Source organism: Marinomonas vulgaris (genome assembly GCF_018145875.1).
Classification (GTDB): domain Bacteria; phylum Pseudomonadota; class Gammaproteobacteria; order Pseudomonadales; family Marinomonadaceae; genus Marinomonas; species Marinomonas vulgaris.
In genome coordinates, this window is sequence record NZ_JAGSSV010000001.1 from 185,495 (window position 1) to 200,350 (window position 14,856).

Sequence of the window (14,856 nt, forward strand, 5' to 3'; positions counted from 1 at the left end):
GAAAACCTGAACTGTACGGCCGTTACTCATCGTAACAGCAATAGTCATTTTTTCATTTTATAATGGCCAGATGATGGCATAACACTGCATCAGTCGAGCAGAAAGCCTTTTTGTGAGTGAAATACCATAGAGCAACACTCATTTTTCATCCATGTCTTATACGTGCCTGCCTTATGAATCAACCCAATCTGCCTGAGCAACACACAAGTGAGTCATTGAGTCGACTTCTGAACCAAGTCGCTCAAAAAGACAAACACGCCTTTTCTGTATTATACGAAGCCACTCATCGGAAACTTTTTGGTGTTGTTTACCGTATCTTAAAGCATCAGGCATTATCGGAAGAAATATTGCAGGAGGTGTATCTTAAGATCTGGGACAAAGCCTCTAGTTACAGCGCCAGCGTTGCGTCGCCTATGACATGGATGATCACCATTGCCAGAAACAGAACCATCGACGAAGTAAGACGTAATCAGATACCCAGCAGTGAGGAAGACGTAGATTTTGACGCCATTCCAGACGACTCAATGATGCCCGATGAGACATTTTACAAAAGTCGAGAGTTAGTCAAGTTAGAAGCCTGTTTAGATGGGCTTGATTCCCCTCGTGCAGAAATGATTAAAGCCGCTTATTTAGAAGGCCTCTCTCGCCAAGAACTTGCTGAACACTTTCATCAGCCAATAGGAACCATAAAAACCTGGCTTCATCGCAGCATAAAACAGCTGCAAGGGTGCATGACGTTATGAACAAAGACGACGAAGTAAATATTAACCTACAAGCAGCAGAATATGTGCTTGGCACACTCGACAAAGCAGAACGCGCTTTTGTGGAAAACGCACGCCTGAACCGTCCAGAACTCCAACAAGCCATTAATCAGTGGCAAGGCTATTTCTCAGGGCTAAACGACTACAGCACAGAAGCAACCCCAAGAAGCGAATTGTTCAATGATATCTTGGCAAAGCTTGATCAACAGGATAGCAATTTAGAAAGTACGCCTAACATCACCACAGCAATGGCTGCAGATAATATTATTGACTTACAAAGCATACGCAGGAAACTCAAACGCTGGCGACTAATAGCCATTAGCACCTCAGCCATTGCAGCGTGTTTGGCTGTTTTTATGGTCGTCAAACCACCTGTTACCTTAAATGGCCAAAGCAATGCTCCTTTTGTTGCTGTGTTTCAAGCGGATGATAGCCAACCGGCTTTTATTATGTCATTGGATATAAACACTCAGCAGCTGACTGTCCGTCCCGTCATGGCACAGGAACAAGCAGGTAAAACCTATCAGTTATGGATCAAATCTGACGATATTGGCCCTGCACCTAAATCGTTAGGTTTGCTTACCAATGTGTCCGCACCAATACAAAAACGCATTGGCTACGAAGCTGGAGTGATTCGTAACGCAACTTTTGGTATTAGCGTTGAACCCATGGGAGGATCACCAACGGGCTCCCCAACGGGGCCTGCTATTCATGGCAAACTTTACCCTACCGCCCTGTAACTCACACTTTTGCCTGTGTCTTTGCGCTCTTATCATTTCATTACAAAGACACATGTAAACCCAGTTTTGTTAACACAGTTACAAATGTCGCTAAAATGTATCTGTAAAAACTAAGCAGGTAACATACGCCTTACAAAATCCTATTTTTAATGTAACAAGACTACAAAAAGCTCATAGGCCTCATGTAAAACTCCTCTTAAAATATTACTCATAGTTTGAATAGATAAAAATAAAGAGACAAAGAGAGGTACACACTATGAGCATTTTCATCAAAACACTAAGCACATTGACGATTTTTCTTACGTTAAGCGGCTCTATTGCGGCAGAAAGCTTGTACAGCAACAACCCTCAATCTCGCATTATGGACTCAGACACGGATGGTGTCATCGACGCCCGTGATGTCTGCGCCAACACTATTCCAGGCACGGCTGTGGACAATTATGGCTGCAATAAAATCACCGAAAAACGCCTCACAGTGCAACTTAACGTACTGTTTGATTCCGGTGACGCTCAAGTAAAACCACGCTTTTATTCTGAGTTAAGAAAACTAGCGGTTTTTTTACAAGACAACCCAGCTACCTCCGCCGTCATTGAAGGTCATACAGATAACACAGGATCGAATGAAGCAAACCGCTCTTTGTCACAGCAACGCGCTGATGCCATTGCAGATGTGTTAGTGGACAGCTTTAGAATTCACCAACACCGCATCAAAGGCATTGGTTACGGTGAAAACAACCCTGTTGATACAAACGAAACAGAAACCGGCCGTAAGAACAACCGTCGTGTCGTCGCTGAAGTCTTCGCCAAACAACAATCACAACCGCAACGTTGGACAGTATTTAGCGTTGATAAAAACCAAAACGTCGCATTGAATAACCAGTACTAATTTTATTCAACGTATTCAATTAGATAGTGCTTGCTGATATGATAGATTTATTGTGTCCCCGTAGCTCAGCTGGATAGAGCAATCCCCTCCTAAGGGATAGGTCGCAGGTTCAAATCCCGCCGGGGACACCAAAATTTAAAGTTAGCAGTTATTCTACTTCAACCAATTCGTAGCTATGTAGGATTTTCACACCACCTTTTTCCAACATCAAAGACGCTGAGCAGTATTCTTCTGCGGACAGTTTCACCGCACGAGCCACGACGCTTTCTTTTAACTTACGACCTGTTACCACAAAGTGCACTCGAATCTCGGTGAACACGGCAGGCACCGCATCGGCACGATCGGCGTCGATTTGCGCGACACAAGAAACGACGTCTTGGCGTGATTTTTTAAGAATGCCAACCACATCATAAGAAGTACAGCCGCCTAACCCTGCTAACAAAAGCTCCATCGGTCTTGGCCCTGCCAATTGGTTTCCGTCGATCTCGACTTTAAACCCCGACCCTGTTTCAGCAGTAAAATGCACATCTTCTTGCCAGCTCACACTTGTTTTCATAACGTCACCTTACCTATTATTTAAGACTGAAACATTTCTGATAATTTTTCACCTGGGTTTTCTGCACGCATAAAAGCTTCACCAACGAGGAACGCGTGAATGTCTTTTTGGCGCATCAAGGCAACGTCTTCACGGGTATGAATACCGCTTTCGGTCACAATAAGACGATCAGAAGGCACATGGTTCATCAGCTCAAAGGTGTGATTCAAACTTAATTCGAACGTATGCAGATCTCGGTTATTAATGCCCAGCAGTTCGGTTTTTGTGTATTCAAGGGCCAAATCTAATTCTGGACGACTGTGTACTTCCACCAGCACATCCATGCCTAAATCACTGGCCATATTGTCCAGCTGCTGCAATTTTTCACCACTCAAACAAGCAGCGATAAGTAAGATGCAATCAGCACCAATGGCTCGAGCTTCTAACACCTGGTATTCGTCGACAATGAAGTCCTTACGAATCACCGGCAATTTACAAGCGCCACGGGCTTCCACGAGAAAGTCTTCGTGACCTTGGAAAAAGTCACTGTCCGTCAACACAGACAAACAGGCCGCGCCGCCTTTTTCGTAAGATTTAGCAATATCAGCGGGCTTAAAAATTTCTCGCAGCACGCCCTTACTCGGTGACGCTTTTTTGATCTCAGCAATGACACCAGCTTTACCAATAGCAATTTGATGGCGAAGCGCTTGAGCAAAGCCACGCGGGGCATTATGAACATTGGCCACAGACGCCGCGACTTCTAGATTTCCATATGGCGTGTGCGCTTTGCGCTCGGTAATTTCTTCGTATTTACGAGCTACAATATTCTTTAAAATAGTCGGTGTTTCTACTTGCATTGCGCTACCGCTCCTATTGATTACAATGAGTCTGAACTCATAAAACAACGTGTAAAACTGGCCAATTCCGACATTTTCACCTTAGCTGTGCCGCCACCAATCACGTCTTCTGCGATGGTTACGCCTTCTGCTAGGCTGTCGGCAATGCCAGACACATAAATGGCTGCCCCCGCATTGAGTGCTACAATATCTCTGGCTGGGTTGATCTTGCCTTTGCCTTCTAGGGCGGTTTTGATCAACGCCAAACTTTCTGCCGCATCGCCCGCTTGTAACGACTCTATAGACTGCAAAGGAATACCAAACTCTTCTGGGGAAATCGTATATTCGGTGATATCGCCGTCTTTAAGCTCGGCCACAAAGGTTGGGGCGGCAATACTGATTTCATCCAAACCGTCTTGAGAATGAACCACCATCACATGCTCACTGCCCAAGGCTTTTAGCACCTCAGCAATAGGGCGTACCCATTTTTGATCAAACACCCCCATCACTTGGCTTTTCGCATTCGCAGGATTCGTTAAAGGACCAAGTAGGTTGAAAATGGTGCGTGTTGCCATTTCTTTACGAGGTCCCATAGCGTGCTTCATGGCCGAATGATGATTAGGCGCAAACATAAAACCTAAGCCGATTTCTTCGACACACCGACACACTTGCTCAGCATCAAGGCCAAGGTAAATGCCCGCTTGCTCCAGCACATCGGCACTGCCCGACTTAGACGAGACTGAACGACCGCCGTGTTTCGCGACCTTGCCGCCAGCCGACGCCACCACAAAAGCCGATGCGGTGGAGACGTTAAATAGACTACCGCCATCGCCTCCGGTGCCGCAGGTGTCGACCACGTGCTCAAGATCTAAGGTCACTTTACTGGATAAGGCTCTCATTACCTGCGCCGCCGCGGTAATTTCTTCAACGGTTTCGCCTTTCATGCGTAAGCCAATTAAAAACCCGCCTATTTGCGACGGTGTGGCTTTTCCCGTCATGATGTCTGTCATCACGGCTTGCATGTCGTCACCACTCAAATCTTGGCGCTCAACCACAGCCGCAATCGCCTGTTGAATATCCACCCGCGTCTCCTATTTTTTTAAACCTTGTCGGTTAAAACCCGGCTTGTTAATACTGTGACTATTAATACGGTGTGTATTAACAGTGTAAGAAATTTATCGTGATAAGAAATTGGCTAGCAAGGCATGTCCGGCCTCGGTCAAGATGGACTCGGGATGAAATTGCACCCCTTCCACGTCCAGCGTTTTGTGCCTAAGCCCCATGATCTCATCGTTCTCGCCAGCGTCGTTTCGACTCCATGCGGTGACTTCAAGACAATCTGGTAAATCCTCCGACGACACCACTAACGAATGGTATCGCGTCGCCGTTTGAGGGTTAGGTAATCCAGAAAAAACCGAGGTGTTATCGTGATAAATCAGCGATGTTTTGCCGTGCATGACATTTTTAGCACGAATTACCTTGCCACCAAAGACTTGCCCAATACTTTGATGGCCTAAACAAATACCTAAAACCGGAATACGACCAGAAAACGTTTCAATCGCCGCCAAAGAAATCCCCGCTTCATTAGGCGTACAAGGCCCTGGGGAGATCACCAAGTGAGAAGGCGCAAGACGCTCTATTTCATCAAGAGTGATTTCATCATTACGAAACACCTGCACATCCGCCCCTAACTCACGAAAATACTGCACAAGATTGTACGTAAAGGAATCATAGTTATCGATCATAAGTAGCATGTAAGCTTTATCTCGTTGTCTTCATTAATTTTTTATTTAAAACAAGTTAACGCTTGCCCCTCACGATTTCCTGTTGTGCCATTGAGTGGACAAAAGGTCGTTGATTAAAAATTAAGGTGGAAGCAAATCAATAACTAAAAAAGGACATGAATAATGACACTCGGATATTTTATCACTTAATAGAAGCCTTTCACATTAGCTTGAATAGGTTCTGGTGGACTAATAAAGGTAAGACATTTGTTTAAAACAAAACACCAACTTTCCCGCCGTCTATTTAAGCGGGTCGGTTGATGCTTTTCTGCTTGGGGAATGGTGTGAAAAGAAAGGCACTTACAACTTAAATAATGGCTGAGCCGCTACCCTGCTCCTAAGCTAGAAAGTAGGCTGTTCTCGACCAAGATTCCCGCTCCTATGCGGTTTATGTCTTCCCAAAGCGCTTCAGTGATATCGATGCCTTGATTGACACTCTGGGTTTTGTTTTCTTCTACTTGGCGCGCTGAAATATGATAAGCCTTTCGATTACCATAGGAATTTTGCAAAGACGAGGTCAGATCAACACGAGAACTGCAGACGATCGTCAGGGACTGAAGATCGTCCCCATCGGTATGCAAATTAGTCAACGCTTGGCTATAACTCGGATATCTGGCATTCGCTTTAATCGCCGCGGTATGTTCAGTGACAGACGAGCCTTGGTTTTTCCAGTACGCCACTACACTGATGCCACGACGTCCACAATCCGTTAAGGCCTTCAAAATGAACTTTCTATTATGACAATTGTGAACCGTGATGGTCGCGATGCCGGTTTCCAACGCTTTTGCATGGGCAAGATCCACCGCGGCGGCAATGCAATTGAGTGCGCTGCGTCCATGACTATTAATCACCGCAGAGGTTTTGTCCTCATAAATAACCGTACTCAGAGGCTTGTCGGAGTCTATTTTGATGTATGGCAAGGCATTCAGAAGCTCTTGTAACCCATCTAAACCATGTTTTTCTAGCCACAAAACCATGTTGCTTGCGTCTTCATAGTTTCCCACAAAATATTCAGAAGCCTGAAAGCAGCGCTGCAGAGCACTTTTTAACTCATTCATTGATATGTGCACGAAACGTCTCCTATTGTTTTGGTGCCAAAGGCATAAACCAATCATCATTAAATGTACCGCCGATATCCTCTAGTAAAGGGGCACCCTGATACATGGTGTTTCGAACCCACAACTTCGACCGCGGATCAAATTTACTGACACCAAAAAACGCCAGTTTTGCTCTCAATAAATGCATAGGTAAGACATTTCGGTCTAAAAGATTGCCCTGAATGTCTCCGTACATGCAACGATTCATGCTTTGAATGCGTCTTACGATGCCTCGCAATTTAGGCGCGGCGACCATGAATCTGGCCGTTGTGTGTTCGGGGTTTTCCGCCACATAGGCACACAGTTGGTCGTAACATTTACGCACCGCGTAACCGACCCCTAACGCCATCTGCTTACTTTTACCCTGCTCTTTTTCAGCATTGCCTAGTCTCGGTTCCATTTTGTCTTCGGAGCGATACCAAAAGGTTTCTTTTGCACCTTCTTTGGTAAAATCTATATCCAATGCCCAACGATAACTCTGCTCGATCACTTCTTTTAAGGTTTGCACCGGCATCACAGGGTCAAGGTCTAAAAACTCTTCTTCGCAATGATGGTCTTCCAAGTCGTCTACTAACTCTGGATAAAGCTCTAGCAAAATCGATACGAGCAACTCTTGTGTTTGCAAAGAGCAATGCGCTTCTGACCAAGACATAAGCGAATCCCAACTACTTACCTGCTGATGCTCGCTGCTTTGAAGTGCACTGAGCTCTTTTACCACTTGCAGATTATTTTGCGTTTGCCATTCGTCCTCGGTTTTGGTTTCTTGCGTGTGCTGAATACAGCGCGACAGGAGTTCTTCAAAATGACGTTGCACTCGGTGATCGATATAGCCCAAGGTTCTGACTCTTGCCAGCCCAAGTTCTCGCATGGTGATCCACTGATTAATTAACACAGGATGGTTCACTAAATAGGGCGCCATCCCTAAGCCTGTTGAATTACCAATACCAAAATAGCGCTTAATATTTACATCCATAGGCGTAAAGGTTGTGGCAGATTTATGCTGGGCGATATGCTCGGCTTGAAAGAGGCTGAAGTTGCGTATCATGAAACACACAAACATTTCCGCAGAAAAGGGTCGTTCGAAATCTGGCCAGTTATGTTTCACTTTTTCCCAATCGGCCATACCCAGTTTGCCGCTACCATACACAGCCGTGGTGCGATACAAGTAGCCAATATCGGTGATTTTCTCTATGTCAGGCTGCTTTCCAGATGCAAGTTGATCGACAACGTAATCAAAATTTCTGGCACTGCGATTGGCGCGGGATAATACAAATACTCGAGAGTCGACCCTACCCGCTTCTTGTTTTGGCACGTTCTGGCGCAGTCGCTCAAGATAAACAGAATCCACCTCGCCTTCTACCAAGGCCATGGTTAAATCCCATTTTGTCGCGATAACACGATCGTTTCTTTCATCACTGGATAAGTAATTGGAAAAAATCACGAAGCTAAACACACCATGGGACGCTTTGATCCTATACACAAAGGTACCGTACCCCTCATGATCAAGATCAACGAGACTTGCGCTTATTTGCCAGCGCTCTCGCATTATGCGTCGCACAAGAATACGCATAAAACTCAAGCGACTTTGGTGCATCGAGCCCAATCGCTCCAGATTCATTACCAAATCAGGGCTTCGAAGCGGTAACGCATTACTCCCCCTAAGCGCTGCTCGGATCGTTGCAGAGGTTGTCATGATGTGTTCCTTTTATGTGATTCATCATTGTGTCGTGACGTTTATGATGGATTTTTTAAACTCTTTTTTGTCACTATGATTTGTCTGATTATAGACAACGACCTGCATCATCCTTCAAAGAAACACACGGAATCAAATCAAAAGCACCTATCGTTTGATAAGAAACCCTTATTTTATGTATTGGTATTATAAGGTGCCCATTTTTTCGATGGTAAAATCCAGAAAGGCCTGTGCTGGAGGGGTTAACGATTTGTTTTTTAAAAGCACTATACCAAGACGACGCACCACTTGAGGCTCGGCAAGGGGAATGAAGCGCAATGTGGTGCTGTCTTGAGGAAAAGCGTACCAGGGCAAGGTCGTAATACCCAACCCTGCTTCGATCATGGCAATCAGAGAAATCATGTTGGACACATAAAATTGCGACAATCCCAATAAGGCGCTCGCATCGCTGTCTTCCAGCAATCGAGACGTCCCATTATTAATCAACCTATGGGATGTTAACTCTTCCCAGCACAAGGATGATTTCTGTGCTAACGGATGATCGATTGGACAAACAACGCCGATCTGATCCTGCCAAATAGGAATAAAATCCTTATCGCTGTGCTCTTCTTGATGAAATAAGTGGGCAATACCAAAGTCCACTTTTTGAGTCTCTACCATTTTCAGCACAGCTTCTGAATTATCATCAAAAAAGCTCACATGCAGGTCCGGTGTATGGGTAATAAATTCTTCAAGCAATTCGGGTAACACGCGACTGGCAATAGACGGAACCGAAGCAATTCGTAGGTGGCCGGCTTTGTGTTCAGACAACAACCTCATGTCTTCAGCGACCCTATCATGATGCTTAATAAGCTCTTTGGCTTTGGGTAAAAAATACAAACCAAATGGCGTCAGCTCTGCTTTGGCCGTTTTCACATTACGTTTCTCAAACAAGCTTTCACCTAACTTGGTTTCTAAATCCCTAATGGAAAGAGATATGGCAGGCTGAGTACGATGGGCTTTTTCCGCCGCCGCATGAAAGCCTTTCAACTCAGTAACCCACACAAAGTGGCGCAATTGAGTAATTTTTAAGTCTGGAAACATAATAAGAAACTCTTATCGGTTAATATTATTAATTAATTTTTGTTATGTAAAAATACCCCCTATTATTAATTCAACTTAACTTTGGAGGTCAATATGTCTGGTTCAATTTTTTGCAATTTCATCGCTGGTGAATGGGTAGAAGGAAACAAAGGCGCTGTGAACAACATCAGCCCAGCTGACAGCAAGGATATCATTGGGCTTTATGCACAAGCAGACCAAGCGCAAACCGAAGCGGCTATCAGCGCCGCCAAAGCGGGCCAGCTGGAATGGCAAAAAAGTGGTTTAGAACAGCGCTACTCTGTTCTTATGGCCATTGGCGATGAACTGATTGCCCGTAAAGATGAATTGGGTGAACTCCTAGCCAGAGAAGAAGGGAAAACCTTGGCTGAAGGTGTGGGCGAAACCTATCGCTCCGGCCAATTTTTCCACTATTACGCAGCCGAAGTGCTACGACAAATGGGAGAAACCGCCGATTCCGTTCGACCTGGTGTTGACATCGAAACCCGCAGAGAGCCCGTTGGCGTGGTTGGCATTATCACCCCCTGGAACTTCCCAACGGCCACAGGCGCGTGGAAAATCGCCCCCGCTTTGGCCTTTGGTAATGCCATTGTGTGGAAGCCAGCAAACCAAGTGCCGGCTTCAGCATGGGCATTAACAGAAATCATTTCCCGTCAAAACCTCCCTGCTGGCACCTTTAATCTGGTGATGGGTCCAGGCGCTGAAGTGGGCGATACCATGATTCACTCAAAAGGCATAAATGCGCTTACCTTTACCGGCTCCCTAGAAACCGGTCGCAAGGTCGCTGCTGCAACCGCAATGAACTTGGTGAAATGCCAACTTGAAATGGGCAGCAAAAATGCCTTGGTGGTGCTGGATGACGCGGATTTAGACAATGCTGTTGAGTGTGCCGTTGGCGGCGCTTTTGGTGGCACAGGCCAAAAATGCACCGCGTCTTCTCGTTTAATCGTTACAGAAGGCATTCATGATCGTTTCGTTGACGCCATGATTGAACGCATGAAAAAGCTTGTTGTTGGCCATCCTCTTAAAGCAGGCGTTCACATTGGTGCCGTAGCAGATGCTCGCCAGATGGAGCAAAACCTAGCCTACCTAGCGTTAGCGAAAAAAGAAGGTGGCACCCTAGCCTACGGCGGCGACACACTTAAAGAAGATACCGATGGCTTTTTTATGCAGCCGGCGTTGTTCACCAACACCACCAATCAGATGACCATTAACCGCGAAGAAGCCTTTGCTCCTATTGCTTGTGTCATCAAGGTGAAAGATTACCAAGAAGCATTAGACACCCTCAATGATACCAACTTTGGTTTAACCGGTGGCATCTGCACTACCTCATTGCATTATGCAACTGACTTCAAGCGCAACGCAAAAACAGGTTGTGTCATGATCAACTTACCAACGGCCGGCACCGACTACCATGTTCCCTTTGGTGGCCGCAAAGACTCAAGCTTTGGTCCTCGTGAACAGGGCACTTACGCCAAAGAATTCTACACCATCGTTAAAACGACCTATATTCGCGCATAAAGGAGCCGCATCATGAATCATGCCTTTCATAACGACCTGATTGTGATCGATGGTTTACAGTATTCGAACTGGAGTAGAGAAATATTCAAACAGTTGCATGAAGGTGGCGTCACCATGGTTCATGCCACCATTGTTTATCATGAGAAAACACAAGAAACGCTTAAGCGCGTTGCAGAATGGAATCGTTTATTTGAAACCAATGCGGATCTTATTATGCCGATTCGTAGCACCGACGATATTCGCTTGGCAAAGCAATTAGGCAAGGTTGGCGTTATGTTCGGCGCGCAAAACTGCTCACCTATTGAAGACGATATCGGCATGATCGAAGTCATGCGTGAGCTCAATATGATGATCATGCAGCTAACCTATAACAACCAAAGCCTGCTGGCATGCGGTTGTTATGAGGCAGAAGACAGCGGCGTTACTCGCTTTGGCAAACAAGCCATTCGTGAAATGAACCGCGTCGGCATGGTGATCGATATGAGCCACAGCGCAGAACGCAGTACGCTTGATGCCATAGAGATTTCTCAGCGCCCTATCGTTATCTCACACGCCAACCCATTAAGTTTCCACCATGCGAAACGTAATAAATCCGATACCGTACTCAAGGCCCTGGGCGAATCTGGCGGTCTGTTAGGCTTCAGTCTTTACCCTTTTCATCTGAAAAATGGCCCAGATTGCACCTTGAATGATTTTTGCGACATGGTGGCCAGCACGGCGGATTTAATGGGCATCGATCACATCGGCATTGGTACAGACCTATGCCAAGAACAACCTGTCTCCGTACTTGAATGGATGCGTAATGGAAATTGGTCAAAAGAAATGGATTATGGCGAGGGATCAAAGTCCAACGCAGACTGGCCAAAACCATTGAGTTGGTTCCGCGACAGTCGCGATTTTCCAAATATTACCAATGGGCTGCTTGATCGTGGTTTCAACAAAGATGAGGTCGCCAAAATCATGGGGCTAAATTGGTTGAACTTCCTCGATGATGCACTAAAGCCGATTCGCTAATCAATGCAATCGCATTCAAAGGCAATACGTTTCTGACTTTCAGATAAACCAACGTTTCAGGAGATAACTATGAAGAGTGCAAAAGAGGCAGATCTACCCAACAATGACGACCAAGCAAGCCGCACATCCGGCTTGCTTTATGGTGTCGACTTACCCGTTTTTTTCATCAGCGCAAGTGTCGTTTCCTTGTTTTGTATTGTCGCACTGTATGATATCAATCTGTTATCTACGTGGGTAAACAGCGCTTTTGTCACCTCAACAAAGTACTTCGGAGCCTATTGGCAGGTATTGTTGTTACTGACCTTTGTGATTGGTTTATTTCTCAGCTTTGGTAGAACCGGAAGAGTCGTTCTAGGTGGATTAAAAGCCCCTGAAATCTCTACCTTTCAGTGGATTTCTATCATCATGTGTACCCTGCTCGCCGGTGGCGGTGTGTTTTGGGCCGCAGCAGAACCAATGGCGCACTTCACGTCTCCTCCTCCGTTATTTGGCGGTGAAGCAGGAACCATAGACGCCGCCTACAATGCACTAGCGCAAAGCTTTATGCATTGGGGCTTCCTCGCTTGGGCTATTTTGGGCAGCCTGACTGGCATAGTGTATATGTATCTGCACTATGAAAAAGGCTTACCGCTAAAACCTCGTACACTTTTGTACCCTGTGTTTGGCAATCGCGTCATGACAGGGCCATTTGGTGCCATTGTCGATGCTTGCTGTGTTTTAGCCGTTGTGGCGGGAACCGTGGGGCCAATTGGCTTTCTGGGTTTACAGGTCAGTTTTGGCTTGGAAAAGCTGTTTGGTATTCAAAATGACTACTCAACTCAGCTGTTCATCTTGATTGCCCTGATTGTGATTTATACTCTTTCTGCGGTGTCTGGCGTGGCAAAAGGCATCCAGCTGATGAGTCGAATCAACGTCATTCTTGCGGTCGCACTTATGGCGTTTATTCTTTTATTTGGCCCAACCAGTTTTATTATTGATGGCTACATTCAAGGCTTTGGTCTTTATCTAGATAACTTCATTCCTATGGCTACCTTTCGTGGCGATCCAGGTTGGTTGAACTGGTGGACGGTGTTCTTCTGGGGTTGGTTCCTTGGCTACGGCCCTCTTATGGCGATGTTTGTCGCTCGTATTTCTCGTGGTCGTACCATTCGCGAAATGATTATATTGGTGTCCGTTGTTGCCCCCATCATTACCTGCTTTTGGTTCACGATTGTAGGCGGTAGTGGATTAGCCTTTGAACTAGAAAACCCAGGCGTTATTTCCGAACCCTTTACCGGCTTTAACCTACCAGCGGCGCTATTGGCCATCACAGAACAGCTACCGATGGGCTTTTTAATCTCAGTGCTATTTCTAATCCTTACCACCATTTTTGTGGCAACCACAGGCGATTCCATGACCTATGCCGTGTCTATGGTGATGACAGGAACAGATCATCCCAAAAGTTCTATTCGTGTCTTCTGGGGCATTATTATGGGAGCAATGGCGGCCATTTTAATCTCGATTGGCTCTGGCGGCATTTCCGCTTTACAGTCTTTTATCGTCATCACGGCCGTGCCGGTTTCTTTGGTCTTGTTACCTTCTTTATGGACAGCGCCACAAATAGCCAAAAAAATGGCCAACGACCAAGGTTTATAACACCTAAAAAACACCGTTAACATCAGCTTAGTACAGCGTGATGTTAACGGTTTGTAGAGTGAAACCCTGTATTTTCGGGCCATTTTTCCCACTTCAGACATTAGAGAAAACAATGATTGATGAAAAAATACTTGTCTCATTAAAAGACATTGAACAAAACACAACGCAAGCTCTAATATCCCATGGCGCAGCCCCTTGGGTGGCAGCGGAGGTCGCAAAAGCGGTCAAACAAGCGGAAGCAGAAGGCAATCTTATATGCGGTCTGTTTTATTTAGACAGCTATTGCAAACAACTGGCGTCAGGCAGAGTGAAGGGTGCTGTTGATCCCATTGTCAGTCAGCCAAAAGGCTCAGCCGTTAAAGTCGATGCGCAACTGGGCTTCGCGCAAGCCGCTTTTGCTAAAGGCTTTGATAAGGCCGTTGAGTTGGCCAAATTAAACGGCACAGCGTCGTTGGCAATTTGTCATTCGCATACCTGCACGTCTATGGGCTATTTTACCGAGCAGATCGCAAAAGCCGGCTTGATCGGCATAGGTATGACCAACGCACCTGCTTGTGTGTCGCCTCCTGGCGCATCGAAAGCCGTGCTGGGCACCAACCCAATTTCTATGGCGGTTCCATCAAAAGAAGGCGGTGTCGCGTTTAAATTTGATCAGTCAACCAGTGCGATTGCTATCGGCAAAATTCGTATTGCCGCAGCGGCAGGTGAAAAAATTCCTTTTGGTTGGGCTGTCGACAAAAACGGTGAACCGACTGACGACCCAGTCGCAGGGCTAGAAGGCTCGCTGGTTTCCGCTGGTGGCTATAAGGGTTATGGATTTGGCTTAATGGCAGAAATACTGGCCGCGGCAGTGACTGGATCCAACAATAGCGTTGACGCGCCCGCACTTAAAACCACGGAAGGTGCGCCACACGACCTTGGTCAGTTTTATTTTTTACTCGACCCCACCCTGTATTCAGGTGATGCTTTTTGGGAAAGGTTAGAAACGTTACAACAAGCGGTAAACAGCCAAGAAAATGCTCGCCTACCAGGCTCACAGCCAAAAGAAGTCACAGAGGTTTTGATCAGCAAAACCTTATGGGATTCTGTTCTTAATAACCTGTGCCCAACGTCTACCTAGGCCCACAAAGAGCCCCATCCCCTTGTCTATACACCAACAGAACACCAGTGGTGTATAGACAACTCGCTTTGAACAGCCACAAAGCCAAACGACCAAAACAGCGACAAATAAAGACAAGACTGTGCGAATAACA

14 protein-coding genes and 1 tRNA gene are annotated in these 14,856 nt (G+C 46.0%); 8 read left to right on the forward strand and 7 right to left on the reverse strand.

Translation table 11 applies throughout. The annotated features are described in order from the left end of the window. The first annotated feature begins 173 nt into the window (after window positions 1–173). The 4 genes from J9B83_RS00860 to J9B83_RS00875 all read left to right on the forward strand — a co-directional run bounded on the left by J9B83_RS00860 (window position 174) and on the right by J9B83_RS00875 (window position 2,518). Complete coding sequence (locus tag J9B83_RS00860; RefSeq protein WP_211534782.1) at window positions 174–743, forward strand: sigma-70 family RNA polymerase sigma factor; 570 nt, start codon at window positions 174–176, stop codon at window positions 741–743. Further along, on the forward strand, window positions 740–1,501 hold the full coding sequence (locus tag J9B83_RS00865) for an anti-sigma factor (protein ID WP_211534783.1): 762 nt from the start codon (window positions 740–742) through the stop codon (window positions 1,499–1,501). Before J9B83_RS00860 ends, J9B83_RS00865 begins: the two co-directional genes overlap by 4 nt. A 256-nt stretch (window positions 1,502–1,757) precedes the next feature. Next, entirely contained in the window at window positions 1,758–2,387 is a 630-nt protein-coding gene (locus J9B83_RS00870) for an OmpA family protein (protein WP_211534784.1), read from the forward strand. 54 nt (window positions 2,388–2,441) lie between these two features. Further along, window positions 2,442–2,518 (forward strand) — tRNA-Arg (locus J9B83_RS00875). Window positions 2,519–2,535: 17 nt separating this feature from the next. Here J9B83_RS00875 and J9B83_RS00880 read toward each other — a convergent pair. The 7 genes from J9B83_RS00880 to J9B83_RS00910 all read right to left on the reverse strand — a co-directional run bounded on the left by J9B83_RS00880 (window position 2,536) and on the right by J9B83_RS00910 (window position 9,415). Further along, window positions 2,536–2,943, reverse strand: a complete 408-nt coding sequence (locus J9B83_RS00880) for an OsmC family protein (protein ID WP_211534785.1) — start codon at window positions 2,941–2,943, stop codon at window positions 2,536–2,538. 20 nt (window positions 2,944–2,963) lie between these two features. Then, a complete protein-coding gene (gene trpC, locus J9B83_RS00885; protein WP_211534786.1) occupies window positions 2,964–3,779 on the reverse strand; it encodes an indole-3-glycerol phosphate synthase TrpC in 816 nt (271 codons plus the stop codon). Window positions 3,780–3,799: 20 nt separating this feature from the next. Then, a complete protein-coding gene (gene trpD / locus J9B83_RS00890) occupies window positions 3,800–4,840 on the reverse strand; it encodes an anthranilate phosphoribosyltransferase (RefSeq protein ID WP_211534787.1) in 1,041 nt (346 codons plus the stop codon). 93 nt (window positions 4,841–4,933) lie between these two features. After that, window positions 4,934–5,512 (reverse strand): anthranilate synthase component II, encoded by a 579-nt coding sequence (locus J9B83_RS00895; protein WP_211534788.1) that lies wholly within the window; start codon window positions 5,510–5,512, stop codon window positions 4,934–4,936. Window positions 5,513–5,868: 356 nt separating this feature from the next. Beyond that, the gene (locus J9B83_RS00900) at window positions 5,869–6,612 is read right to left on the reverse strand and encodes a DUF3726 domain-containing protein (RefSeq protein ID WP_211534789.1); all 744 of its coding nucleotides are present in this window, start codon (window positions 6,610–6,612) and stop codon (window positions 5,869–5,871) included. A 10-nt stretch (window positions 6,613–6,622) separates the two neighbouring features. Next, window positions 6,623–8,332, reverse strand: a complete 1,710-nt coding sequence (locus J9B83_RS00905) for a hypothetical protein (RefSeq protein ID WP_211534790.1) — start codon at window positions 8,330–8,332, stop codon at window positions 6,623–6,625. Window positions 8,333–8,518: 186 nt separating this feature from the next. Next, window positions 8,519–9,415 (reverse strand): LysR family transcriptional regulator, encoded by an 897-nt coding sequence (locus J9B83_RS00910; protein ID WP_211534791.1) that lies wholly within the window; start codon window positions 9,413–9,415, stop codon window positions 8,519–8,521. 93 nt (window positions 9,416–9,508) lie between these two features. Between J9B83_RS00910 and J9B83_RS00915 the strand changes: the two genes are divergently transcribed. The 4 genes from J9B83_RS00915 to J9B83_RS00930 all read left to right on the forward strand — a co-directional run bounded on the left by J9B83_RS00915 (window position 9,509) and on the right by J9B83_RS00930 (window position 14,723). Next, window positions 9,509–10,954 carry an aldehyde dehydrogenase family protein gene (locus J9B83_RS00915; protein WP_211534792.1) on the forward strand — a complete coding sequence of 482 codons (1,446 nt, stop codon included), beginning with the start codon at window positions 9,509–9,511 and terminating at the stop codon, window positions 10,952–10,954. A 12-nt stretch (window positions 10,955–10,966) separates the two neighbouring features. Beyond that, a complete protein-coding gene (locus J9B83_RS00920; protein WP_211534793.1) occupies window positions 10,967–11,968 on the forward strand; it encodes a dipeptidase in 1,002 nt (333 codons plus the stop codon). A 69-nt stretch (window positions 11,969–12,037) separates the two neighbouring features. Continuing rightward, complete coding sequence (locus J9B83_RS00925) at window positions 12,038–13,603, forward strand: BCCT family transporter (protein WP_211534794.1); 1,566 nt, start codon at window positions 12,038–12,040, stop codon at window positions 13,601–13,603. Between the two features lie 112 nt (window positions 13,604–13,715). Further along, on the forward strand, window positions 13,716–14,723 hold the full coding sequence (locus J9B83_RS00930; protein ID WP_211534795.1) for an Ldh family oxidoreductase: 1,008 nt from the start codon (window positions 13,716–13,718) through the stop codon (window positions 14,721–14,723). The last annotated feature ends 133 nt before the right edge of the window (window positions 14,724–14,856 follow it).